22 protein-coding genes are annotated in these 22,165 nt (G+C 72.3%); 14 read left to right on the forward strand and 8 right to left on the reverse strand.

What is annotated here, in order from left to right:
• Positions 1 to 5 precede the first annotated feature (5 nt).
• The 6 genes from F0L46_RS00080 to F0L46_RS00105 all read left to right on the forward strand — a co-directional run bounded on the left by F0L46_RS00080 (position 6) and on the right by F0L46_RS00105 (position 7,494).
• The gene (locus F0L46_RS00080) at positions 6 to 911 is read left to right on the forward strand and encodes a sugar phosphate isomerase/epimerase family protein (RefSeq protein WP_149814987.1); all 906 of its coding nucleotides are present in this window, start codon (positions 6 to 8) and stop codon (positions 909 to 911) included.
• A complete protein-coding gene (locus F0L46_RS00085) occupies positions 908 to 1,891 on the forward strand; it encodes a sugar-binding transcriptional regulator (RefSeq protein ID WP_149814988.1) in 984 nt (327 codons plus the stop codon). The genes F0L46_RS00080 and F0L46_RS00085 overlap by 4 nt, the downstream gene beginning before the upstream one ends.
• On the forward strand, positions 1,888 to 3,492 hold the full coding sequence (locus F0L46_RS00090) for an FGGY-family carbohydrate kinase (protein WP_149814989.1): 1,605 nt from the start codon (positions 1,888 to 1,890) through the stop codon (positions 3,490 to 3,492). The genes F0L46_RS00085 and F0L46_RS00090 overlap by 4 nt, the downstream gene beginning before the upstream one ends.
• Positions 3,489 to 4,571 carry an ABC transporter ATP-binding protein gene (locus F0L46_RS00095; protein WP_149814990.1) on the forward strand — a complete coding sequence of 361 codons (1,083 nt, stop codon included), beginning with the start codon at positions 3,489 to 3,491 and terminating at the stop codon, positions 4,569 to 4,571. The genes F0L46_RS00090 and F0L46_RS00095 overlap by 4 nt, the downstream gene beginning before the upstream one ends.
• 10 nt (positions 4,572 to 4,581) lie before the next feature.
• Entirely contained in the window at positions 4,582 to 6,111 is a 1,530-nt protein-coding gene (gene xylB / locus F0L46_RS00100) for a xylulokinase (protein WP_149814991.1), read from the forward strand.
• Positions 6,112 to 6,282: 171 nt separating this feature from the next.
• Positions 6,283 to 7,494 (forward strand): MFS transporter, encoded by a 1,212-nt coding sequence (locus tag F0L46_RS00105; RefSeq protein WP_149814992.1) that lies wholly within the window; start codon positions 6,283 to 6,285, stop codon positions 7,492 to 7,494.
• A 66-nt stretch (positions 7,495 to 7,560) separates the two neighbouring features.
• Here the strand turns inward: F0L46_RS00105 and F0L46_RS00110 are convergent, their stop codons facing one another.
• Positions 7,561 to 8,199 (reverse strand): hypothetical protein, encoded by a 639-nt coding sequence (locus F0L46_RS00110; RefSeq protein WP_149814993.1) that lies wholly within the window; start codon positions 8,197 to 8,199, stop codon positions 7,561 to 7,563.
• 271 nt (positions 8,200 to 8,470) lie between these two features.
• On the opposite strand from F0L46_RS00110, the gene F0L46_RS00115 reads away from it, so the two are divergent.
• Positions 8,471 to 8,707 (forward strand): DUF6894 family protein, encoded by a 237-nt coding sequence (locus F0L46_RS00115; protein ID WP_149814994.1) that lies wholly within the window; start codon positions 8,471 to 8,473, stop codon positions 8,705 to 8,707.
• Between the two features lie 596 nt (positions 8,708 to 9,303).
• On the opposite strand, the gene F0L46_RS00120 is transcribed toward F0L46_RS00115, so the two are convergent.
• Together F0L46_RS00120 and argE are read right to left on the reverse strand one after the other, a co-directional pair.
• Positions 9,304 to 10,248 carry an NAD(P)H-binding protein gene (locus F0L46_RS00120; RefSeq protein WP_276315498.1) on the reverse strand — a complete coding sequence of 315 codons (945 nt, stop codon included), beginning with the start codon at positions 10,246 to 10,248 and terminating at the stop codon, positions 9,304 to 9,306.
• A 192-nt stretch (positions 10,249 to 10,440) separates the two neighbouring features.
• On the reverse strand, positions 10,441 to 11,595 hold the full coding sequence (gene argE / locus F0L46_RS00125) for an acetylornithine deacetylase (RefSeq protein WP_149814996.1): 1,155 nt from the start codon (positions 11,593 to 11,595) through the stop codon (positions 10,441 to 10,443).
• 139 nt (positions 11,596 to 11,734) lie between these two features.
• On the opposite strand from argE, the gene F0L46_RS00130 reads away from it, so the two are divergent.
• The 4 genes from F0L46_RS00130 to F0L46_RS00145 all read left to right on the forward strand — a co-directional run bounded on the left by F0L46_RS00130 (position 11,735) and on the right by F0L46_RS00145 (position 14,915).
• Positions 11,735 to 12,121 carry a RidA family protein gene (locus F0L46_RS00130; protein WP_149814997.1) on the forward strand — a complete coding sequence of 129 codons (387 nt, stop codon included), beginning with the start codon at positions 11,735 to 11,737 and terminating at the stop codon, positions 12,119 to 12,121.
• Between the two features lie 13 nt (positions 12,122 to 12,134).
• Positions 12,135 to 13,103, forward strand: coding sequence for a threonine ammonia-lyase (locus tag F0L46_RS00135; protein WP_149814998.1), 969 nt, complete (start codon positions 12,135 to 12,137; stop codon positions 13,101 to 13,103).
• Positions 13,104 to 13,256: 153 nt separating this feature from the next.
• The gene (locus F0L46_RS00140; RefSeq protein ID WP_149814999.1) at positions 13,257 to 13,625 is read left to right on the forward strand and encodes a hypothetical protein; all 369 of its coding nucleotides are present in this window, start codon (positions 13,257 to 13,259) and stop codon (positions 13,623 to 13,625) included.
• 117 nt (positions 13,626 to 13,742) lie between these two features.
• Positions 13,743 to 14,915, forward strand: a complete 1,173-nt coding sequence (locus F0L46_RS00145) for a DNA topoisomerase IB (RefSeq protein ID WP_149815000.1) — start codon at positions 13,743 to 13,745, stop codon at positions 14,913 to 14,915.
• Positions 14,916 to 14,928: 13 nt separating this feature from the next.
• Here F0L46_RS00145 and rsmI read toward each other — a convergent pair whose 3' ends face one another.
• Positions 14,929 to 15,870 carry a 16S rRNA (cytidine(1402)-2'-O)-methyltransferase gene (rsmI, locus tag F0L46_RS00150; RefSeq protein WP_149815001.1) on the reverse strand — a complete coding sequence of 314 codons (942 nt, stop codon included), beginning with the start codon at positions 15,868 to 15,870 and terminating at the stop codon, positions 14,929 to 14,931.
• A gap of 170 nt (positions 15,871 to 16,040) precedes the next feature.
• Here rsmI and F0L46_RS00155 point away from each other — a divergent pair, with 170 nt between their 5' ends.
• Complete coding sequence (locus tag F0L46_RS00155) at positions 16,041 to 17,258, forward strand: penicillin-binding protein activator (RefSeq protein ID WP_149815002.1); 1,218 nt, start codon at positions 16,041 to 16,043, stop codon at positions 17,256 to 17,258.
• A gap of 28 nt (positions 17,259 to 17,286) precedes the next feature.
• On the opposite strand, the gene hemW is transcribed toward F0L46_RS00155, so the two are convergent.
• Positions 17,287 to 18,450, reverse strand: coding sequence for a radical SAM family heme chaperone HemW (gene hemW / locus F0L46_RS00160; RefSeq protein ID WP_149815003.1), 1,164 nt, complete (start codon positions 18,448 to 18,450; stop codon positions 17,287 to 17,289).
• A gap of 162 nt (positions 18,451 to 18,612) precedes the next feature.
• Between hemW and F0L46_RS00165 the strand changes: the two genes are divergently transcribed.
• The gene (locus F0L46_RS00165) at positions 18,613 to 19,038 is read left to right on the forward strand and encodes a DUF2852 domain-containing protein (protein WP_149815004.1); all 426 of its coding nucleotides are present in this window, start codon (positions 18,613 to 18,615) and stop codon (positions 19,036 to 19,038) included.
• Positions 19,039 to 19,186: 148 nt separating this feature from the next.
• Here the strand turns inward: F0L46_RS00165 and F0L46_RS00170 are convergent, their stop codons facing one another.
• The gene (locus tag F0L46_RS00170) at positions 19,187 to 19,828 is read right to left on the reverse strand and encodes a non-canonical purine NTP pyrophosphatase (protein ID WP_149815005.1); all 642 of its coding nucleotides are present in this window, start codon (positions 19,826 to 19,828) and stop codon (positions 19,187 to 19,189) included.
• On the reverse strand, positions 19,825 to 20,544 hold the full coding sequence (gene rph / locus F0L46_RS00175) for a ribonuclease PH (protein WP_149815006.1): 720 nt from the start codon (positions 20,542 to 20,544) through the stop codon (positions 19,825 to 19,827). The genes F0L46_RS00170 and rph overlap by 4 nt, the downstream gene beginning before the upstream one ends.
• Before the next feature lie 148 nt (positions 20,545 to 20,692).
• Here rph and hrcA point away from each other — a divergent pair, with 148 nt between their 5' ends.
• Positions 20,693 to 21,787, forward strand: coding sequence for a heat-inducible transcriptional repressor HrcA (gene hrcA, locus F0L46_RS00180; protein ID WP_149815007.1), 1,095 nt, complete (start codon positions 20,693 to 20,695; stop codon positions 21,785 to 21,787).
• A gap of 109 nt (positions 21,788 to 21,896) precedes the next feature.
• Here hrcA and F0L46_RS00185 read toward each other — a convergent pair whose 3' ends face one another.
• Positions 21,897 to 22,151: a hypothetical protein gene (locus tag F0L46_RS00185; protein ID WP_149815008.1), complete on the reverse strand. Its 255-nt coding sequence runs from the start codon at positions 22,149 to 22,151 to the stop codon at positions 21,897 to 21,899.
• Between the last annotated feature and the right edge of the window lie 14 nt (positions 22,152 to 22,165).

Here is a 22,165-nt window from a genome sequence, read left to right on the forward strand (position 1 = left end):
GCGCCATGAGCCTTGGCCTCAACCTCTCGTTCTGCGTCAAGCGCTGGGTCACGCCCGCCCTGTGGGCGCCCCTCGTCGCGAGCCTCGGCGTGCGCCGCGTCCAGCTGACCTACGACCTCGTCGACCCGCTCTGGCCGGACGACCTCCTCGACGACCTGGCCCGGGCCGTGCGCGACGAGGCCGGGGCGAGGGGGATCGAGGTTCACAGCGCCTTCATCGGCCTGGCCCACTACACCTACAACCAGCTCCTCCATCCCGAGCCCCGCGTGCGCGACGCCGCCGAGCGATGGATGGCCCGCGCCTATCGCTTCGCCGCACGGGCCGGCATCGCGGGGGTCGGCGGCCCCGTGGGAGCCATGGCCGCGGCGCCGGACGGGCGCGAGCCCGAGGCGGTCGGCGAGAGGGACTATGCCGACCTCGTGCGCCGGCTGCGTCGGCTCGCCGAGATCGCGTCGGCGGAGGGGCTCACGGAGCTCTACGCCGAGCCGACCCCGCTGCGCCGGGAATGGCCCTTCTCGATCGCGCAGGCCGAGCGCCTGTCGGCGGATCTCGCCGGCTCGGCCGTTCCCTGGCGCTATTGCCTCGACTGGGGCCACGCCACCATGGCGCCGGCCTACGGCGAGCGCGACGCCTCCCTGGAGCCCTGGCTCACGCGCCTCAAGGAGCATGTGGGCGTCATCCATCTCCAGCAGACGGACGGGATCCTCGACCGCCACTGGGACTTCACCGAAGCCGGCATCGTCGATCCCATGGAGGCCGCGCGGCTCCACGAGCGCGCGGGCCTCGCCGACGTGCCGGTCTTCCTTGAGGTGTTCTACCCCTTCGAGATGACCGACGCCGAGGTGCTGGACCGCATCCGCCGCACCTGCGCGATCCTCGAGCCGGCGTTCCCGTCCGCGGCGCCACGATGAACGTTCCCGAGCTGCGCTCGCCGGTCTCCCCGCCCGAGGACGACATGGAGGTCGCCCGCGTCAAGGCGCGGGTGGTCTGGTACTATTTCATGGGAGGCCTGACCCAGCAGGAGATCGCCGACCGCCTCGGCATCACGCGCCTGAGGGTCAACAGGATCATCGGGAGCGCCCGCACCGACGGCTCCGTGCGGGTGGAGGTCAGCCTGCCGCTCGCCGAGTGCGTGTCGCTGGAGGAGGAGCTCAAGAGCCGCTTCGGCCTTCTCGACGCCGCCGTCGTTCCCGCCCTCCCGGCCCACGACGCCCAGCAGCGGGCCATCGGCGAGGCGGCCGGCACGATGCTGGGCGGGCTTCTGGAGGACGGACGCTCGGTCGGGGTCGGCTGGGGCAAGACGCTGCGCGCCTGCATCCCCCGCCTGCCGGCGCGCCGCTTCTCGCGAAGCTGGGTGACGGCGCTCATGGGGGGCCTCACGCGGGGCTCGGGCGCCAACACCTTCGAGGTCTCGACCCAGCTCGCCGACGCCCTGGGCGCCGATTGCTACTACCTGGCGGCGCCGATCTATTGTCCGACCGAGGAAAGCCGCGAGGCGCTTCTCGCCCATCCCGGCATCGCCGACGTGCTGCGCCGGGCGCGGGCGGTCGACGCGGCGCTCCTGTCCTGCGGCGACCTCTCGGAGCGTTCCCTGCTCGCATCGACCTCGACGGTGTGGGATATGCGCGAGGAGCTTCTGGGGGCGGGCGCCGTCGGCGATCTCCTCGGCACGTTCATCGACGCGGAAGGCGCCATCGTGGATCACCCTCTGAACCAACGGGTCGTCGCCCTGGCGCCGGACGAGCTGAGGTCGATCCCGGCGACGATCCTCGCCTCCGGCAGCCTCTACAAGGCGCCCGTCATCGGCGCCATCCTGCGGGGCGGCTACGTGAACCGCGTGGTCACCGACGAGGCCTGCGCCCGCGCCCTGCTGGCGGGTCCGGCCCGATGACCGAGCCGCTTCTCGTCGGCGTCGACGTCGGCACGCTCTCGGCCCGCGCCGGCCTCTTCGACGGGCGCGGGCGCATGCTGCACGCGGCGAGCGCCGGGTTCGAGCTGCTCCGCCCGGCCGAGAACCAGGCCGCCTACCGCATGGACGACATCTGGGCTGCGGTCGGCGAGGCGGTGAGGCTCTGCCTGGGCGAGACGCCCGGCGCCGCCGGGCGCGTCGCGGCGCTCGCCTTCGACGCCACGTCCTCCCTGGCCCTGCGCACCGACGGGGCCCGTCCCCTCGCGGGCGGGGCCGACGTCCTTTGCTGGATGGACCATCGCGGCGAGCCGGAGGCGGAGGAGATCTCGCGCAGCGGGGACCGCCTGCTCGCCTATACGGGCGGGACGATGTCCCCCGAGATCCATCTGCCGAAGCTGCTCTGGCTGAAGCGGCACGACCCCGCGGCGTGGGCGCGGGTTCTCGCCGCGCGGGACTTGTGCGACGAGCTGGCCTTCCGCGCCACCGGCACCGACCGCCATTCGCTTTGCGGGCTCGCCTGCAAATGGCCCTACCTGCCGGCGGATGCGCAGCCCTGGCGGGGCGAGCTCCTCGACCGGCTCGGGCTGCACGACCTCCTCGACCGCGCGCTCCCCGACGGCGGGCACCCGGTGGGCGCGGTGCACGGCCGCCTCTCGCCCGAGGGCGCCCGGGCGCTCGGCCTGGCGCCGGGCCTTCCCGTCGCGGTCGGGCTCATCGACGCCGAGGCGGGCACCCTCGGCGTGCTGGGCCGCGACTTCCGCGGGCGCACGAACGAGATCTGCGCTCTGATCGGCGGCACCTCGTCGAGCTACATGGCCTTCGCCCGCGACGAGCGCGCGATCCCCGGCGTCTGGGGGCCGTTCAAGGACGCGGTGTTCCCCGGCTACTGGCTGCACGAGGCGGGCCAGTCCCTGACGGGCGCGGCTCTCGACGCGGTCCTGGCCCACCATCCGGCGGGTCCGCGCACCCCGTCCCGCGACGGGCACGCGGCCGCCGCCGCGGCGGTGCTGGCGCGCCTCGACGCCGAGGGGCCCGCCTTCGCGGCCCGGCGCCATATCGTGCCCGACTGGCTCGGCAACCGCTCGCCGCTCGGGGACGGCGCCGTGCGGGCGCTCGTCACGGGCGTCGGGGAGGACGCAAGCGAGCGATCGTTCCACGAGGCGTATTACGCCACGGCTCGCGCCATCGTCCTCCAGGCCCGCCACATCGTCGAGCACCTCAACGCTCATGGCTACGCGATCCGGCGCGTGGCTCTCTCGGGCGGGCATCTGCGCAACCCGCTCCTCGTCCGCCTCTACCAGGACGCCCTCGGCTTCGAGGCGGTCGTGAGCCGCACGCCCGAGCCGGTGCTGCTGGGCACCGCCATGACGGCGGCCGTCGCCGCAGGCCACTATCCGGACCTGTTCGCCGCGGTGGACGCCATGGCGCCGGAGCAGGAGGTGCTGGAGCCCGATCCCGCATGGGCCGAGCCCCACGCCCTCGCCTATTCCATCTATCGGGGCCTGTTCGCGGCCCGCAACGAGGCCCACGACGCGGGGCGGCGGCTCCAGGCCCTGGCCCATCAAAGAGAGAAGGTCCGATGAGCTATCTCGCGCTGGATCAAGTGGTGAAGCGGTTTGGCGCCCACACCGTCATCGACGGGGTGAGCCTCGCGGCCGAGCAGGGCGAGTTCGTGGTGTTCGTCGGCCCCTCGGGCTGCGGGAAGTCGACGCTGCTGCGCCTCGTCGCCGGGCTCGAGGAGGTCTCCGCGGGCGACGTCCACATCGCGGGGCGGTGCGTCACCGACGTGGACCCGGCCGCGCGCGGGGTCGCCATGGTGTTCCAGTCCTACGCGCTCTACCCGCATATGAGCGTGCGCCAGAACATGGCGTTCGGCATGCGCATGGCGCGGGCGCCGAAGCCCGAGATCGAGCGGCGGATCACCGAGGCCGCGCGCATCCTCCAGATCGAGAATCTCCTCGACCGGCGGCCTCGCGAGCTCTCGGGAGGCCAGCGCCAGCGCGTCGCGATCGGCCGCGCCATCGTGCGCGACCCCAAGATCTTCCTCTTCGACGAGCCCCTCTCGAATCTCGACGCGGAGCTGCGGGGCCAGATGCGCATCGAGATCGCCCGGCTGCACCGGACCTTCGGGGCGACCATGGTCTACGTCACCCACGATCAGGTCGAGGCCATGACGCTCGCCGATCGCATCGTGGTGCTGCGCGCCGGGCGCGTCGAGCAGATCGGATCCCCGGCCCAGCTCTACGATTCTCCGGCCAACACCTTCGTCGCGGGCTTCATCGGCTCGCCCCGGATGAACTTCCTCACCGGCCGCGTGGCCGGGCTCGAGGACGATGCGGTCCGGATCGAGCATCCCGCCGTCGGCGGCGTGCTGCGGGTGCCGCGCCGCGCCGCGCGGGCGATCGAGGTGAACGCGCCCGTGACGATCGGCCTGCGCCCGGAGCACCTGACCCTCGCGGAGGCTCCCGCCCGCCTCGCCCTGGCGGGCGATTTCGCCGAGAACCTGGGAGCGACGTCGCAACTCTACGCCCAGGCGCCCACGGGAGAGACCCTCACGATCCAGGTTCCCGGGCGAGAGAGCGTCGCGAGGGGCGAGGCGCTCCAGGTCGGGTTCGATCCCGCCCGCGTCCACCTGTTCGACGCGGGCGGGCAGGCGATCTAGGGAGACCCTTATGGCAGCGTTTCTCGGCCTCGATATCGGCACGTCCTCGGTCAAGGCCGTCCTCGTCGACGAGGCCGGGGCGGCCCTTGCGGAAGCGGGCCGGCCGCTCGCGGTGAGCCGGCCGCGCCCGCTCTGGTCGGAGCAGGATCCGGAGGATTGGTGGACGGCCGCGCGGGAGGCCGTCGAGGCCGTTCGCGCCGCGGCGCCGCAGGCCTGGCGCGAGCTCGCCGCGATCGGGCTGTCGGGCCAGATGCACGGGGCGACGCTGCTCGACGGCGCCGGGCGCCCGCTGCGGCCCGCGATCCTGTGGAACGACGGGCGCTGCGCCGCGGAATGCGCGGAGCTGGAGCGGCGCGTACCACGCTTTCGCGCCCGCGCCTCGAACGTCGCCATGCCGGGCTTCACGGCGCCCAAGCTCCTGTGGGTCGCCGCCCACGAGCCGGACATCTTCGCGGCGACCCGGATGGTCCTGCTGCCGAAGGATTACGTCCGCTTCCGGCTCACGGGCGAGTTCGTGGGCGAGATGTCGGATGCCGCCGGCACGCTCTGGCTCGATATCGCCCGCCGGCGCTGGGACGACGAGCTCCTCGCCGCCTGCGGCCTGACGAGCGCCCAGGTGCCGCGCCTCGTCGAAGGCTCGCAGGTCTCCGGGCATCTCAGCCCCGACCTCGCCCGCGCCTGGGGCCTTGACGGGCGCGCCATCCCCGTCGCGGGGGGCGCCGGCGACAATGCCGCCTCGGCGATCGGGATCGGCGCCGTGGCACCCGGGGACGGCTTCCTGTCGCTTGGGACGTCGGGCGTGCTTTTTGCCGCCACCGACGGCCTGCGGGCGGATCCCGACCGCACGCTCCACGCCTTCTGCCACGCGCTGCCCGAGCTGTGGCACGTGATGGCCGTGACGCTTGCGGCGGCCTCCGCCCTGTCCTGGGTCGCGGGCCTCACGGGGCAGGGCGACGACATTCCCGGTCTCATCGCCCGTGCCGAGGCCTTCGCGTCGGATGAAAGCCGGCGGGCCGCGGCGCCGCTCTTCCTGCCCTACCTCACCGGCGAGCGCACGCCCCATAACGACGCCGGCGCCACGGGTCTGTTCGCGGGCCTGCGCGCCGAGCATGGCGCCGACGCGCTCTGCCATGCGGTCCTGGAAGGGGTCGCGCTCGCCTTCGTCGACGACCTGGAGGTGCTTCGAGGAGCCGACGTCGCGCTCACCTCCTGCATGCTCGTCGGCGGCGGATCGCGCTCCGCTTTCTGGGCGCAGCTTCTCGCCGACGCGCTCGGGATCCCGCTCGACCGGCCGGCAGGAGCCGCGACGGGGGCCGCGACGGGCGCGGCACGGCTCGCCATGCTTTGCGTCGCGCCGCCCGAGCGCATGGCGTCGATCTGCGCAAAGCCGCCCGTCGAGCGACGTTTCGAGCCTCGTCAGGAGCGCCACGCCGAGATGAAGCCGCGCCACGACCGCTTTCGTGAGCTGTATCGCGCGGAGGTGGCGACACGACCCGAGCTGCCGTTGAGCTCGCCCCCCTCCGCGGGCGCGAAGGCTTGACCCCAGGAGAGGGCCATGGCCGGGCCCGTCCGGCCGCCCTCTGAAGCGCCGTGCAAGCCCCCGCCGACAGGTGGGATGGATGGCCCTGTTGGGTGATCGAGGCGCGCCCCGGGGTTACGCACGATGAATTCGGTGTTGACCTGGGCTGCCCCGCGGGAGCATCCCGGTCGGATGACCGCCTCCACCATCGCCGCGCCGGGCAACCGCCCCTTGATGTCCGTCCTGGTCGCGCTGAGCGTCGCGCACCTGCTCAACGACCTGATCCAGTCCATGATCCCGGCTCTCTACCCGGTGATCAAGGAGGCCTACAGCCTCGACTTCTCGCATGTCGGGCTGATCACCCTCGCCTTCCAGGTCACGTCGTCGCTCCTTCAGCCCCTTCTCGGCTACGTCACCGATCGCAGGCCCTGGCCCTATGCGATGGTGGCCGGGATGGGGGCGACGCTCCTCGGCCTCCTGAGCCTCGCTTTCGCGTCGAGCTACGCCATGGTGCTCGTCGCGGCGGCCATGGTGGGTCTCGGCTCCGCGGTCTTCCACCCGGAGGCGACGCGGATGGCCCGGCACGCGGCCGCGGGCCGGCAGGGGCTGGCGCAGGGCGTGTTTCAGATCGGCGGCCACGCGGGCTACGCGATCGGGCCCTTGCTCGCCGCCGCCATCGTCGTGCCGCGCGGGCAGGCCAGCCTGTCGTGGTTCTCCGGGGTCGCTCTGGCCGCCATGGTGCTGATGACCTGGACGGCCGGGCGCTATCTCGCCATGCGCCGCGAGCAGGCAGCGGCCCGCGAGGCGGCACGGTCCGCCGGAGCCGGCTTGCCCGCGGGGCAGATCGCGGCCGCCATGGCGGTTCTGATCGTGCTACTGTTCTCGAAGAACGCCTACACGGCCGCGTTCACGTCGTACTACACGTTCTATCTGATCGAGCGCTTCGGCGTGTCGGTCCAGATCTCGCAGCTCATGCTGTTCGCCTATCTGGCCGTCGGCGCGCTCGGAGTCATTCTCGGCGGGATGCTGGGCGACCGGATCGGACGGGACCGGGTGATCTGGCTCTCGATCCTCGGCGCGCTGCCCTTCGCATTGGTTCTGCCCTATGTCGGCCTGCTGTGGACGGGGGTGCTGAGCATCGTGATCAGCCTCATCATGGCCAGCGCCTTCTCCTCCATCCTGATCTACGCCATCGACCTCGTGCCCCATCGGGTTGGGCTGGTCGGCGGGCTCTTTTATGGGCTGGCGTTCGGGCTCGGCGGGATCGCGGCGGCAGGGCTCGGCGAGGTGGCGGACCGGCTCGGCATCGTCGAGGTGTTCCGCCTCTGCTCCTGCCTCCCGGCCATCGGGCTTCTCACCTTCCTGCTCCCGAAACGCGCCGCCACGCGCGCGCAGCGGCGCTGAGAGCCCCCGTTCCCGCTCGGGCCGCGGGCGTGGTCACATCCGGCCGATGGCGGTGGATCGCGGCCTTCAGCGGACGGGGGTCGCATCCTGGTAGACGACCCGGGGTTGGTCCGTGCGGGTCTTGGGGCTGGGCCCAGCGCCGGAAGCGACCTTCGGTTGACGCAGGCGCACGGCCGCGGTCGAACGCGACGGCGGGCTCAAGCCAAGCGCCGACATGGCGGCGCGCGATCCCTTGGACACGGAGCGGGAGCCTCCGACATCCTCGAAGCTCGCCAGACGATGCGGGGCGCGGGTCTCCCCGGTGAAGACCTTCGGGCCGTCGGGGAACACGACGATGTCTCCGGCTCGCAGCGTCGGGTCGGCCAGGACGGCTTTGATCGCCCCCGCGGTGTCGAGAATGGCGCCGCGTGCCGGCGCCGGGGCCGGGGCCGGGGTGGGGGCGACGGCGCGGCTCTCGGCCGAGGGAGGCAGGCGGGCATAATGCGCCTTCTGCTGCCGGGCACGACGCATTGCCCGGGCGGCGCGGGCTCGTTCGGGCGAGAAGACGGGGTCGGGCACGACCGACGGGAGGGCTGCCTCGCGCACCGGCCCCCCTGAGAACAGAGCCTCGAACACCCCCAGCGTCTGGGCATGGGCAGGCGGAAGGGAGATGGGGGCGATGACCCCGGCAAGGACGAGGAGCATGCGTCGTGCGGCGGTGGCCATGGGGTGCACCTGGACCTGCGGGGATGGCATAGGTTAACGATACCTTACTGCCGTGGTTCCGACGACATCCGGTTGATTGCGAAAGCCCCGTCCGCCGGCAGCCCGGCCGACACATCTCCCGAGCGCCGTCGTTTCGCCGACCCCACCCATGGGCATGACGCCTGTGGTCCGCGTGGCCCCGGAAAATGAACCTTCGCTTGCATCCGACGCGACGGCCCGCGTGTAGCCGACGAAGTCCCGACGAAAGGGGTGGCAATGCTGGAGGTGTGCGATGGCGCGGTTCTTCTTCGACGTGGTCGATGGCGACGATGCGTTCGAGGACGCAGAAGGCGTGGAACTCCCGGACGTGCAAGCTGCCCGGAACACGGCCGTCAACGCGCTGCATGAGCTCACCCGCAGCCTGTTGCGGGGCTATGACAACCGAACCGTGGTGATTCGGGTGCGTACGGCCGATGGCATGCCGGTCCTTGCCGTGGGATTGATGGCGACCGTGCGCTACGGCGAGTGAGCCGGTCGCCGCCCTTGTGCCAGGTCCCTTATGCACCGTGTTCTCCGGACGAAGAGGTCGGATCGCGTTCGGCTGAGGCGGGCAGAGTTGCTGGAGCACGATCCGCGCACCTGACGTCACGCCTGGAAGCGCTGAGGAAACTCGCGACGACCGTTCTCCAGGCTGGCTCGCCCGGGCTCTTGCCGACTGCCGCCTTGGAGACGCCGGCCTTGCCGGCCGCCTTCGCGCTCCTGCCCGCTCAAGGCGTTCGGGCTTCGCGTCGTCGGCCCTATGCAACCCGCCATCTGCCCTGGCTCGCCGCCGACTCACGCGGAGCACCCCGTGTTGATAGTCCCTGTTTGGAGACGCAGGCCGTTAACCCTTCGTTAACGAACGAATGGCGCGCGCTCGCAGGATCGGGCACATTCTCGCTCGAAAGCCTCCTCGCCCCGCCGGTTCGCCGCGCGGGGCTTTTTCGTTCACGCACGTTCACATCTGGCAAGACCAGGAAGGACTACGGGCAGGAGGGGATCGCCGGGGGACGTTCCGAAACAGGCTCTGAGGCGCGCCGCATGGAACGGGGTCGTCGTGGGTTTGAACTCCAACGTAGACCACTCTCAAAACACGGCGTGCTCGCCCCGCTCCACCGACGCCTCCCCCCGGATGACCCGCTCGTAATAGTCGAACAGGGTCTGCGTGCCCGTGGAGGGGGTCGCGGCGGGGTCGTAGCGGCCGGTGGCGGGGTCGAGGACGAGCATCGACTCCGTGGCGTAGTAGCGGCCGATCCGGGCGAGCTCGGCGCGGTCGGCGAAGCGGGGCAGGACGCGGCCCAGGCCGTCGAAGAGGGACACGGCGGCGTCGAGGAGGCCGACGGGGACGTGCCTGAAGCGCGGGGGGCGGCCCAGGAGCGCGAACAGGCGCTCGCCCTGCTGGCGCGGCGTGATCGCGGGGCCGGGGCCGCCGATGGGCAAAACGCGGTCGAGCCGGGCGGGATCGTCGAGGCACTCCGCGAGGTAGAGCCCGAGATCGTCGTCGGCGATCGGCTTGCAGGCGGTGCCCGTGCCGTCGCCGAACACCAGGAACGGCTTGCCCTTTTGCAGGCGCGCGATCTGCCCCGAGAGCGACTTGAAATAGGCCGTCGGCCGCACGATCGAATAGCCCATGCCCGACGCGATCAGCGCGGCCTCGAAGGCGAGCTTGGCGTGCTGGAAGGCGAGAGCCGGCTTCTGGACGCAAATCGCGGACAGCAGCACGAAATGGCTGGCGCCCGCGGCCCCCGCGGCCGCGAGCAGCCCCAGATGCGCCCGGTGGTCCACGAGCCAGGCATCCGCGGGGGATCCCGTCCGCGAGGCGAGGCACGAGACCACGGCGTCGAACCGCTCGCCGCGCAGCCCATCGCGGGCGAGCGAACCGGGATCGGTGGCCTCGCCGAACCTCACCGTCGCGCCCGCAAGCTCGGCCGGGGCCCGCGCGCGCGGCCTCACGAGGCAGACGACCTCGTGTCCCCGGCCGACGAGCGCCCGCACCGTCGCGCGGCCGATCGTGCCCGTGGCGCCGAGCACGAGGACGCGGCGCGGGCGCGGCGATCGCCCAGCTGGGGCGGCTTCATCGCTCATGGGGTGGCCGTCGGGCGTGGTCTCATCGCCTGCCATCATCGGGCAGCAGGCCGCGGCGGCAAAGGCCCAAATGCGCGCCGGCATGGACGCGCAGGCGCGTTCCCCGGCCCTGCGCGGGTCGGTGTCCGGCGGCGGGGCTCAGGCGCACAGCTCGGCGATCACGCGGCGCAGGAAGGCTTCGCCCGCCGCAAGCTGCGAGATCTCGATGAACTCGTCGGGCTGGTGGGCCTGCGCGATGTCCCCGGGCCCGCAGACCACGGTCGACCAGCCGGCGTTCTGGAACAGGCCGGCCTCGGTGCCGTAGGAGACCACATGCGTGCCGTTGTCCCCCGTGAGGCGCCGGCACAGGCCCTCGGCCGCGCCCTCCGCCTCCGGCCGCAGGCCCGGAACGTCGCTCACGATCTCGATCTCGACCCCAGCCCCCGGGTGGACGGCGCGCATCGCGGGCTCGACGGCGTCGCGGATATGGGCGCGGTAGCGCTCGACCCACACCCAGATGTCCTCGGTGGGGAGCGAGCGGATGTCGGTGGAGAACCAGGCTTGGCCCGCGACCGTGTTGACCGCGTTGCCGCCGCCCATGATCCCGCAATGGAGCGTGGTGTAGGGCGGCTCGAAGGCGCTCGACGGGTCGGCCGCGGCCCTGTTCTCGGCGGTGCGGTCGTCGAGCCAGGTGATGAGGCGCGCCGCCGTCATGACGGCGCTCACCCCGAGGTCCATCCGGCTGGAATGGACCGCGTAGCCCGTCAGCCGCGTCATCATCTGGACGGAGGCCTTGTGGCCCGTCACCACCGCGAGCCGGGTGGGCTCGCCCACGATCACGCTTGAGGGCGGCGCCACCCGGGAGCCCATGGCCCGCACCAGGTGCGGCGCGCCGCGGCAGGCGATCTCCTCGTCGTAGGACAGGGCGATGTGGATCGGACGCCGCAGGGGCGCGGCAAGCATCTCGGGCACCAGCGCCAGCACGATGGCGTCGAAGCCCTTCATGTCGCAGGTGCCCCGGCCATAGAGGCGGCCGTCGCGCTCCGTGAGGCGGAAGGGATCGCTCGTCCAGGCCTGCCCCTCGACGGGCACCACGTCCGTGTGGCCGGAGAGCACGATCCCGCCCGGCACGTCGGGGCCGATCGTGGCGAAGAGGTTCGCCTTGTCGCCCTCGGGCGAGGGCACGATCCGCGCCTCGACCCCGTGGCCCGCGAGCCAGTCGCGGCAGAAGGCGATGATGTCGAGGTTCGAGACGGACGAGACGCTGGGGAAGGCGACGAGACGCTCCAGCATCTCACGGGACGTCGGCTGCATGACGGGCTCCTGACCCCTATCTTGGGACGAGCGCCGCTTCCGGATCAACGGTGGATTCTACCGATGAGCCCTTGGCGGGGTGCGGATTGACGCCGGCCGCGGCCGCGTGTCCTGATCCCTCCGACCGCCCGGAGCCCGCATGCCGATCCAGCCGATCCAGACGACGAACGCTCCCCACCCGCGCGGCCCCTATTCGCAGGGGATCCGCGCCGGCGGCCTCGTCTTCGTCGCCGGGCAGCTGCCCCTCGATCCGGCTGGCAGCCTCGTCGGGGCGGGCGACATCCGCGCCCAGACCCGCGCGGCCCTCGCCAACGTGGCGGCGATCCTGGAGGCCGCCGGATCGTCCATGGACCGGGTCGTGAAGACCACCGTCTTCCTCACGCGCCTCGACGATGCCCCCGGCATGAACGAGGCCTATGCGGCGGCGTTCCCGGCCCCCTACCCTGCCCGCTCGACCGTCGAGATCGGGCGCCTGCCCGCGGGCATGCTGATCGAGATCGACGCGGTCGCCGCCGTCTCGGAGTGACAGGACCCCTCCCATGCCCCCCTTCGACGTGACCCTCGCGGACATCGAGGCCGCCCGCCCCCGCATCGCGCCCCACGTGCGCCGGACCCCGGCCTATGCGAGCGCCGCCCTGTCGGCCCTCCTCGGCCGGCCCACGATCGTGAAGCTCGAGACCCTGCAGCTGGCGGGGTGCTTCAAGGTGCGGGGCGTGGTCAACAAGATCCTGTCGCTCTCCGAGGAGGAGCACCGGCGCGGCCTCGTCACGGTCTCGGGCGGCAACCACGCCATCGCCGTGGCGCGCATGGCCCGGGCCTTCGGCCTCGACGCCCTCGTGCTGATGCCCCAGGCGACGCCGGCCTTCAACCTCGACCTCACCCGGGCCGAGGGCGCCTCGGTCGAGCTGTGCGCCGACGCCGCCGAGGCCTTCGCCAAGGCCGAGGAGCACCAGGCGAGGGGCCGCCTCTACATCCACCCCTACGACGATCCGCTGATCATCGCCGGGCATGGCACGCTTGGGCTCGAGGTGCTGGAGGACGCCCCCGATATCACCCATGCCGTCGTCTCGATCGGCGGCGGGGGCTTCGCGGCGGGGGTCGCCGCGGCGCTCAAGGGCCGCCGGCCCGACATCACGGTGATCGGCGTCGAGACCACGGGGGCGCCGACGATGACGGAGGCCCTCCGGGCGGGGCATCCCGTGCCGATCCGCCCCACCTCGATCGCCCGGACCCTGGGGGCGCCCTTCGTGACGGAGCGGACGCTCGCGGCGGCCCGCACGCTCATCAGCGAGATCCGGCTCGTCGAGGACGCGGACGTGGTGCGCGATCTCGTCTGGCTCCTCCAGCACGAGCGGGTCCTGACGGAGCCGGCGGCGGCCTGCGTGCTCACCGCGGCGCGTGCCATGGCGGCCGATCTCCCGGCCGATGCGCGCCTCGCGCTGATCCTGTGCGGCTCGAACGTGGCGCTGGGCGACATCGACGCCTGGCGGACGGGCTTCGGCGTCTGAACGGGGCCCTCCGGGCTTGCGCCGTGCGCCTTCTTGCGCCTTGCGCCCGCGTGAGCCCTCATCCGGCTTAGGGCAGGCCACAGGAATCCTCATTTGCCCCCGCTCCCGCAGGCGTGCATTGCTCCCGCCCATATCGTCCAAGGAGCCCCTGCCATGCCATCCAAGCCGACGCCGAAGGCGGCACGCCGCGTCGCCGCCGCGGCCCTGACGGCGTGCCTTGCGCTTCCCGCCCTGCCCGTGGCCGCCCAGGCGCAACCGGCGGCCCGCGAGCGGACCTGGTCCGAGGAGAAATGCGCGCGCTACACGAAGGGCTGGTCCGATCTCGTCGCCAGGCGCGGCAAGGCGGGCCTCGGCCCCGCCTTCATCGAGCGCCATGAGGCCTTCCTGGCGTCGGGCTGCCTCGCGCAGGCCGACGTCTGCCCGCGCTCGCCCGAGGAGCTGGATGTGGCCAACATCCTCACGATCCTCGCCATGAACGCGGGCACCGCGAGCACCTTCCTGCCCTTCGCCTGCCGCCGCTGACGGCGGCCTCCGCCGCCCGCGCCGCGTCTCGCGGCCGATGCGGCCCGCGACAATGCATGCGAGCGGGGGCGCCCGGCCGAACCGGAACAATCCACCCGCGCCTCCGGTTGATCCGGCATGCCCGATGCACCCCACGATGCGGAGGCCGCGTCGCCTCCGTCCGACATCGTCGATCCCCGCGACGCGGCGGAATCGGCAGGCCTGCGCTACGTCTCCGACGAGGAGCCCGGCATCCGGCGGCGCAAGGCGGGGACGGGCTTCGCCTTCCTCAACCCGAACGGCTCGCGGGTGACGGACGCCGCCACCCTGGAGCGCATCCGCTCCCTCGCGATCCCGCCCGCCTATACGGACGTATGGATCTGCTCCAAGGCGAACGGTCATCTCCAGGCGACGGGACGCGACGCCAAGGGCCGCAAGCAGTACCGCTACCACCCGGATTTCCGCGAGGTGCGCGAGAGCGCCAAGTTCGAGCACATCGTGGAGTTCGCCAAGGCGCTCCCGGGGCTGCGGGCCCGCATCGCCCAGGACATGGCCGGGCGCGGCCTGTCGCGGGAGAAGGTGCTCGCCACCGTGGTCCACCTGCTCGAGACCACGCTCATCCGCATCGGCAACGACGACTACGCCAAGCAGAACAAGTCCTATGGGCTGACCACCCTGCGCAACCGGCACGTCAAGGTCGACGGCGCGGCTTTGCGCTTCTCCTTCAAGGGCAAGAGCGGCAAGACCTGGCGCCTCGACGTGAAGGACCGCCGCATCGCCAAGGTGGTGCGCGCCTGCCAGGACCTGCCGGGGCAGGACCTCTTCGGCTATCTCGACGAGGACGGCCAGCCCCGCGACGTCACCTCGGCCGACGTGAACGCCTATCTCAAGGAGGTCACGGGCCGCGACGTGACGGCGAAGGACTTCCGCACCTGGGCCGGCACGGTGCTCGCCGCCCTCGCGCTCTCCGAGTTCGAGGCCGTGGACAGCGAGGCGAAGGCGAAGAAGAACGTGCGGGCGGCGATCGAGCGCGTCGCCTCGCGGCTCGGCAACACGCCCACGATCTGCCGCAAGTGCTACGTCCACCCCGAGGTGATCACCTCCTATCTCGACGGCGACCTGCTCCTGGAGATCCGCGAGGAGGTGGAGCAGGAACTCTCCGAGGGGCTCGGCGACCTCAAGCCCGAGGAGGCGGCCGTGCTGGGGCTCCTCCACGCCCGCCTGACCCGCGAGGCGAAGGCCGAGCGCCGCAAGCCGCCCGAGCGAAAGCCTCAGGCGCGCAAGGCCGGCGGGCGCTCCAAGGCGGCGTGAGCCGGAGGCTCCGTCACCCCTTCGACTTGGCGACCGCGAGCGCGCGCGCATAGACGTCGCGCTTGGGCAACCCCGTCTCGGCCGCGACGAGGGCGGCGGCGTCCTTGATGGAATGGGCGTCGAGCACCTCGCGCAGGCGCTCGTCGAGGCCGACCTCCGCCGTCTCGCGCTTGGCGTCCGCCGAGGCCTCGCCGATCAGCACCACGATCTCGCCCTTGGGCGGTCCTTCTTCCGCGAACGCCGCGGCCAGGTCCGTGAGGGCGCCCCGGCGCACGGTCTCGAACATCTTGGTGAGCTCGCGCGCCACCGCGGCCGGCCGGGGGCCGAGCACGGCGGCGGCGTCGGCGAGCATCTCGGGCAGGCGGTGGGGCGCCTCGAAGATCATCAGCGTGCCGGGGATCGCGGCGATCGCCTCCAGCCGCGCCCGCCGCGCCGCGCTCTTCGGGGGCAGGAAGCCCTCGAAGAAGAAGCGATCCGTGGGCAGGCCCGAGACCACGAGCGCCGTCATGGGGGCCGACGGGCCCGGGATCGGGGTCACGGGCAGCCCCGCCTCGATCGCCGCCTGGACGAGCTTGTAGCCGGGATCGGAGACGAGGGGCGTGCCCGCGTCCGACACCACGGCGAGCGCCTGGCCGGCGCGCACCCGCTCGATCATCCGCTCGCGCACGCCCTCGCCCGAATGCTCGTGATAGGCCACGAGCGGCGTCGTGATGCCGTAATGGGCGAGCAGCGTCTTCGTGACCCGGGTGTCCTCGGCGAGGATCGCGTCGGCGGCCGCCAGCGTGCTCAGGCCGCGGAAGGTCACGTCGCGCAGGTTGCCGATGGGCGTGGCGACGACGTAGAGCCCCGGTTTCAGGGGATCGGCCTCGGCGGCGAGCCCGAAGGCGGTGAACACGCCGCCGGCGCGTCCGGTGGAGCTGTCGCGGCGGGTGCGATTGTCGATTCGGCGTTGCATCGCGGTCACTGTGTCACGGCGATCGCCCTGTGGCGACGCGGCGGGGGTGGTTCACGAACCACGTTTACTATTCTTTGCCCGAATCGGTCCGTTCATCGTCGCATGGCGTCCGAGAGCCCGCGCCAGATGGGCCCGGCCGGACCGTGGACCATATCGAGGGCAGCTGATCCATGACGCCTCCCACCGCATTCGGCCGTCGCGGGCTCCTGAAGGGCTCGCTCGCGGCCGCGACGACCCTGTCGCTGGGCGGCTGCGTCAGCACGCTCGCGGGCGGCTCGCGCCCGAGCCCCGTGGCGGCGGCGCCGGCGCCCGAGCCGGAGCCCGCCGCCGGCCCGGCGCTCGGCAACGGCCCCGTGCGGGTGGCCCTGCTCCTGCCCCTCACCGGACCCGGCCAGGGCGCCGCGGTGGCGGCCTCCATGCGCAACGCCGCCGAGCTGGCGCTCGCCGAGTTCCAGGGGCCCGACCTCACGGTCCTGCTCAAGGACGACAAGGGAACGCCCGAGGGCGCCCGCGACGCCGCGACCGCCGCGCTGGCGGAGGGCGCCGAGCTGATCCTGGGGCCTCTCTTCGCCGGCTCCGTCGCGGCCGCGGGCGGGGTGGCGCGCGCGGGCGGACGGCCCGTGATCGCCTTCTCGACCGACGCGTCCGTCGCCACCCGGGGCGTCTATCTCATCGGCTTCCTGCCGGGGCCCGAGGTCGACCGGGTGGTCGACTACGCCGCCTCCCAGGGGCGCCGCTCGGTGGCGGGGCTCATCCCCGAGACCACCTACGGCAACGTGGTGGAGGCGGCCTTCCGCGAGGCGGCGGCGCGCAACAACATGCGGGTGGCCGGCGTCGAGCGCTATGCGGCGGGCGCGGGCGCCGCGGCGGCCGCGCGGCTTGCCCCCGTGATCGGCGGCGCGTCGCCTCAGGCCGACACCCTGTTCATCCCCGAGACCGCCGACAATCTCGCGGGGCTGGCCCAGGGGCTCCAGAGCGCCGGCTTCAACCCGCAGCGGGTGAAGCCCATCGGCACCGCCGTTTGGAACGATCCCCGGATCGCCCGCATCCCGGGGCTCCAGGGCGGCTGGTACGCGGCGCCCGACCAGGCGGGCTTCCAGGCCTTCGCGGGCCGCTACCGGGCGAAGTACAACACCGAGCCCACCCGCATCGCCTCGCTCGCCTACGACGCGGTCTCCTACGCGGCCGCGCTCTCGCGCACCCAAGGGTCGCAGCGCTTCTCGGAAGGCGTCCTCACCAACCCGTCGGGCGCCGCCGGCATCGACGGCCTGTTCCGCCTCAAGGCCGACGGCACGAACGAGCGCGGGCTGGCGATCTTCGAGCTGCGGGGCGGCGCCTCGGCGGTGGTGAACCCGGCCCCGAGAGCCTTCGGCTCGTCGGGAGCTTAATCTCCCCTCTCCCAGGGGGAGAGAGGGGTCATGCCGCCAGATCCGCCACCACCGCGTCGAGCACCGGGAAGCCCGCGGGTGTCACGGCGAGGCGCTCGCCGACGCGGTGGCTGATGAGGCCGTCGCCCACGAGGTCGGCGATGCGGCGGGCGTCGAGGGGCTTGCCGGCGAGCGCGCGGTAGGTCGCCGGATCGACGCCCTCGCGAAGCCGCAGGCCCATGAGCAGGAACTCGTCCCCCTGCGCCTCCGCCGACAGGCGCTCGGTCTCGACCATGCCATGGCCCTCGCGCTCGACCTGCGACAGCCAGGTCTCGGGATGCTTCTCGGTCGAGGTGGCGAGGCGCCCCTCGGGCGTGACGAGCCGGCCATGGGCGCCGGGCCCGATCCCGGCATACTCGCCGTAGCGCCAATAGACGAGGTTGTGCCGCGACTCGGCGCCGGGCCGGGCGTGGTTGGAGATCTCGTAGGCCGGCAGGCCGTGGCGCTCGCAGGTCTCCTGCGTCACGTCCCACAGCGCCCGCGCCGTGTCGGCGTCGGGGACGGGGAGCTTGCCGGCCCGGAACAGGCGCTCGAACCAGGTGTCGGGCTCGATGGTGAGCTGGTAGAGCGACAGGTGCTCGACCGCGTGCGCGATGGCGCTCTCCAGCTCGGCCCGCCAGGCCTCGGGCGTCTGATGCGGGCGGGCATAGATAAGGTCGAAGGAATAGCGCTCGAAGGTCGTGGCCGCGATGCGCACGGCGGCGAGGGCCTCGTCGGCCGAATGCATGCGCCCGAGGCGGCGCAGATCCGGCTCGTTGAGCGCCTGCACCCCCAGCGAGACCCGGTTGACGCCGGCCACGCGGTACCCGCGGAGACGCTCCGCCTCGACGCTCGTGGGGTTGGCCTCCAAGGTGATCTCGGCGTCCGGGCGCACGCTCCAATGCGCGTCGACCGCCTCGATGAGCCCCGCCACCGTGCCCGGCCGCATGAGCGAGGGCGTGCCGCCGCCGAAGAAGATGCTCCCCACCGTCCGCCCCGGCGCCAGCGCCGCCATGTGGGCGATCTCGCGCCGGAACGCCGCCAGGAAGCGCTCCTCGTCCACGGGACGGTGGCGCACATGGGAGTTGAAGTCGCAATAGGGGCACTTCGAGGCGCAGAACGGCCAATGGATGTAGACGCCGAAGCCTGCGGCCGATGTCGGGTGATCGATCATGGAGGGGATGTGACCCGCCGGCGCCGCTTTGGCAATGGCGGCTTTGGTCGCGCCGGGCCTAAGATTACCAAGGTTTAATCCTGATGCGCTTGAAAGCGGTGCCGCCCGGGGTCACCTGAACCATCGTCGTGCCGTCGTCCCGGCACCGCAGGAGACCCCTCGATGAACCCCTCTGCTTCGAGCTACGGCTGGAACGCCGACGCGCCTTCGCGCCATACCGCCGGCAAGCCCCGTCGCGGCCTGGAGATCGCCGGCATCATCCTCGGCTTCATCTTCGCCTGGCCGCTGGCCCTCACCTATCTGGTCTGGAAGCTCGCCGGCTACCCTTACGCCGCGCAGCTGAAGGCCGCCGTCGAGCGCGCGGTCGGCGGTTCGCTGCCCTTCGCCCGCCCGTTCACCGCCGCCTCCACCGGCAATCTCGCCTTCGAGGAGTACCGCCGGGCCGAGCTCGCGCGCCTCGAGGAGGAGCGTCGCCGTCTCGACGACGAGGCTCGCGCCTTCACCCAGTTCGTCGAGGACCTGAAGCGGGCCAAGGACCGCGAGGAGTTCGAGGCGTTCCGCGCCCGCCGCACGGGCCCCGCCGCCTGACGACCTCTTCACGTTTTAAGACCCACCTCCACCCGCGCGGGCGACCGCGCGGGTTTTTTGTTGGACGCGGTAGCGGACCGCCGGACGCATTGTCGGCAGGGCCGTGCGCACGTTCCCCTATGCACGATCCCCGCTCAGTCGAGCGCCGTCACGCCCGCGTCAGGCAGGCCTGCGCGAGGTCGACGAAGGCGCGGGCCCGGTGGGAGAGCGCGCCGTCGCGGCCCGCCGTCCAGTCGATGCCGTGCTTTTCCTGCGCGTCCGTCTCGCCGAAGGTGCGGTCGCGACCGTCGGGGAGGAACATCGGGTCATAGCCGAAGCCGCGATCGCCCCGGGGCGGCCAGACCACCTGCCCGTGGACTCGACCCTCGAACAATTCCTCGTGCCCGTCGGGCCAAGCGATGACGAGGGCCGAGATGAAATAGGCCCGGCGCCTCTCGGGCGTCGTGGCGCCGCGCTTCTGGAGCTCGCGCTCGACGCGCTCCATGGCGCCGCGGAAGTCGCCGCCCACCGCCCAATCGGCCGAGAACAGGCCCGGCGCCCCGTCGAGGGCCGCGACGCAGAGCCCCGAATCGTCGGAGAGCGCCGGCAGGCCCGTGGCCTTCGCGGCGGCATGCGCCTTGATGCCCGCATTCTCGGCGAACATGTGCCCCGTCTCGGCGGGCACCGGGAGCCCGAGCTCGCCCGCCGACACCGCCTCGACGCCGAAGGGGGCGAGGAGCTCGCGCATCTCGCGCAGCTTGCCCGCGTTGTGGGTCGCGATGACGACCCGTCCGGTGAGCTGCCGGCTCATCGGGGCGCGACCGCGGCTTTCTGCAGGTCGACGAGGGTGGCGATGCCGCCCTTGGCCAGCGCCAGCAGCGCCATCAGCTCGGCCTCGGAGAACGGCTTGCCCTCGGCCGTGCCCTGCACCTCGACGAGGCCGCCCTTGCCGGTGATGACGAAGTTCGCGTCGGTCTCGGCGCCCGAGTCCTCGGCATAGTCGAGGTCGAGGACCGGCGTGCCCGCATGGATGCCGCAGGACACCGCCGCCACGTGGTCGCGCAGCGGGTTCACGGAGATGATGGAGCGGGACTGCATCCAGGTGAAGCACTCGTGCAGCGCCACCCAGGCGCCCGTCACGGAGGCCGTCCGGGTGCCCCCGTCCGCCTGGATCACGTCGCAATCGAGCACAATCTGGCGCTCGCCGATGGCCTGGAGGTCGACCACGGCGCGCAGCGAGCGGCCGATGAGGCGCTGGATCTCCTGCGTCCGGCCCGAGGGCTTGCCCGAGGTGACCTCGCGGCGGGTGCGCTCGTGGGTGGCGCGGGGGAGCATGGAATATTCGGCCGTCACCCAGCCCTTGCCGGAGCCGCGCAGCCAGCCGGGGCCGCGCTCCTCCAGCGAGGCGGTGCAGAGCACGCGGGTGTTGCCGAAGCTCACGAGGCAGGAGCCTTCCGCATAGCGGGAGACGCCGCGCTCCAGCGTCACGGGACGCAGCTCGTCGGGGGCTCGCTTGGAAGGGCGCATCGGGTCTCTCCTTCGGTTGCCCCGGCTTTAGACCGGTGGCGCCCGAGCGGCAAGGCGCATGGGCCGCGTGAGCCCCGGCACGAGAGCGCTTGCGCAAGGACCACAAGCGCGACACATAATCGGGAAAGGGGCTCAACCACCGTCCGTGATGAACTCGACGCCGAAAGGCCAGCATCCCACCTCCTCCCAGGCGCGCGCGCTCGCGGAGCTGAACGACCGGTCGCGGGAGATCTTCCGCCAGATCGTCGACAGCTATCTCACCACCGGCGAGCCGGTGGGGTCGCGCAACCTGTCCCGCCTCATCCCCATGACCCTGTCGCCGGCCTCCGTGCGCAACGTCATGGCCGACCTGGAGCAAGCGGGCCTCATCTACGCCCCCCATACCAGCGCCGGCCGCCTGCCGACCGAGCTGGGCCTGCGCTTCTTCGTCGACGCCATGATGGAGATCGGCGACCTCTCCCAGGAGGACCGCTCGCGCATCGAGGCGCAGGTGCGGGCCGGCGGGGGGCAGAGCCTCGAATCGGTGCTCGCCGACGCCTCGCAGCTGCTCTCGGGGCTGTCGCGGGGCGCGGGCGTGGTGCTCACGACGAAGCAGAACACGCAGCTCAAGCACATCGAGTTCGTCCGCCTCGATCCCGCGCGCGCCCTCGTGGTGCTCGTCTCCGAGGACGGTTCGGTGGAGAACCGTCTCCTCGATCTCCCCGCGGGCCTGCCGCCCTCCGCCCTCGTCGAGGCCGCGAACTTCCTCAACCACCGCATCCGGGGCCGGACGCTCGGCGACGTGAAGGGCGAGATCGCGGCCAGGCGCGCCGAGATGGAGCGCGAGCTCGACGTGCTCACCGCCCGCCTCGTGGAGGCCGGCATCGCGACGAATGCCGGGTCCGGCGAGAGCCGCCAGCTCATCGTGCGCGGCCAGGCGAACCTGCTCGAGGATTTCCGGGCCGCCGAGGACCTGGAGCGCATCCGTCAGCTCTTCGAGGCGCTGGAGACCCAGACCGACGTCATCGAGCTCCTGACCCGCGCCGAGGGCGCCGAGGGGGTTCGCATCTTCATCGGCTCGGAGAACAAGCTCTTCTCGCTCTCCGGCTCCTCGATGATCGCCGCCCCCTTCCGCGACGGGACGCAGAAGATCGTGGGCGTGCTCGGCGTCATCGGCCCGACGCGGCTCAACTATGCCCGCATCGTGCCGATGGTCGACTACACGGCGAAGGTGGTGAGCCGCCTCCTGGAGAGCGGGCGCTAGAGGATGCCCAGGAGAGGCGGACCCAGGCTCCCGGCCTAGATATACAATGGGCTGATGACCTGGAACCTGCTGGACGGCTCACGGATCATCTTGCGGGCGATAGCCCGGCTCAGCGCGTCAGCAGGTCGACGAGGAAGCGCAGGCTCACGAACAGGGCCGCGAGGCCGGAGGCCGCGGCGGCGCGGCCGTTGAGGATCTGGGTGCGGTTCAGGGCCGTCACGATCCGGTTGAAATCGGCGGCGTCCAGGGTCTCGCGGTAGCTGATCCGGCGCACCGTCCGGCCGCTGGCACGAAGCCACAGGGCCGCCGCCGCGAGCGAGGCGAGAAGCGCCGCGATGTCCATCGCGATGATGAGCCCACGCATGGAGCGCCCCGCCC

Source organism: Salinarimonas soli, assembly GCF_008386575.1.
Classification (GTDB): Bacteria; Pseudomonadota; Alphaproteobacteria; order Rhizobiales; family Beijerinckiaceae; genus Salinarimonas_A; species Salinarimonas_A soli.

Bases quoted from the DNA above. Each gene is read 5' to 3' on its own strand.
- F0L46_RS00080 (WP_149814987.1), top strand. From the start codon at position 6: ATGAGCCTTGGCCTCAACCTCTCGTTCTGCGTCAAGCGCTGGGTCACG.
- F0L46_RS00110 (WP_149814993.1), bottom strand. From the start codon at position 8,199: ATGGCCACCGCCGCACGACGCATGCTCCTCGTCCTTGCCGGGGTCATC.
- F0L46_RS00135 (WP_149814998.1), top strand. From the start codon at position 12,135: ATGCCCCCCTTCGACGTGACCCTCGCGGACATCGAGGCCGCCCGCCCC.
- rph (WP_149815006.1), bottom strand. From the start codon at position 20,544: ATGCGCCCTTCCAAGCGAGCCCCCGACGAGCTGCGTCCCGTGACGCTG.
- hemW (WP_149815003.1), bottom strand. From the start codon at position 18,450: ATGATCGATCACCCGACATCGGCCGCAGGCTTCGGCGTCTACATCCAT.
- F0L46_RS00185 (WP_149815008.1), bottom strand. From the start codon at position 22,151: ATGCGTGGGCTCATCATCGCGATGGACATCGCGGCGCTTCTCGCCTCG.
- F0L46_RS00105 (WP_149814992.1), top strand. From the start codon at position 6,283: ATGACCGCCTCCACCATCGCCGCGCCGGGCAACCGCCCCTTGATGTCC.
- F0L46_RS00170 (WP_149815005.1), bottom strand. From the start codon at position 19,828: ATGAGCCGGCAGCTCACCGGACGGGTCGTCATCGCGACCCACAACGCG.
- F0L46_RS00095 (WP_149814990.1), top strand. From the start codon at position 3,489: ATGAGCTATCTCGCGCTGGATCAAGTGGTGAAGCGGTTTGGCGCCCAC.
- rsmI (WP_149815001.1), bottom strand. From the start codon at position 15,870: ATGCAACGCCGAATCGACAATCGCACCCGCCGCGACAGCTCCACCGGA.
- xylB (WP_149814991.1), top strand. From the start codon at position 4,582: ATGGCAGCGTTTCTCGGCCTCGATATCGGCACGTCCTCGGTCAAGGCC.
- F0L46_RS00145 (WP_149815000.1), top strand. From the start codon at position 13,743: ATGCCCGATGCACCCCACGATGCGGAGGCCGCGTCGCCTCCGTCCGAC.
- argE (WP_149814996.1), bottom strand. From the start codon at position 11,595: ATGCAGCCGACGTCCCGTGAGATGCTGGAGCGTCTCGTCGCCTTCCCC.
- F0L46_RS00165 (WP_149815004.1), top strand. From the start codon at position 18,613: ATGAACCCCTCTGCTTCGAGCTACGGCTGGAACGCCGACGCGCCTTCG.
- hrcA (WP_149815007.1), top strand. From the start codon at position 20,693: ATGAACTCGACGCCGAAAGGCCAGCATCCCACCTCCTCCCAGGCGCGC.
- F0L46_RS00140 (WP_149814999.1), top strand. From the start codon at position 13,257: ATGCCATCCAAGCCGACGCCGAAGGCGGCACGCCGCGTCGCCGCCGCG.
- F0L46_RS00130 (WP_149814997.1), top strand. From the start codon at position 11,735: ATGCCGATCCAGCCGATCCAGACGACGAACGCTCCCCACCCGCGCGGC.
- F0L46_RS00090 (WP_149814989.1), top strand. From the start codon at position 1,888: ATGACCGAGCCGCTTCTCGTCGGCGTCGACGTCGGCACGCTCTCGGCC.
- F0L46_RS00155 (WP_149815002.1), top strand. From the start codon at position 16,041: ATGACGCCTCCCACCGCATTCGGCCGTCGCGGGCTCCTGAAGGGCTCG.
- F0L46_RS00115 (WP_149814994.1), top strand. From the start codon at position 8,471: ATGGCGCGGTTCTTCTTCGACGTGGTCGATGGCGACGATGCGTTCGAG.
- F0L46_RS00085 (WP_149814988.1), top strand. From the start codon at position 908: ATGAACGTTCCCGAGCTGCGCTCGCCGGTCTCCCCGCCCGAGGACGAC.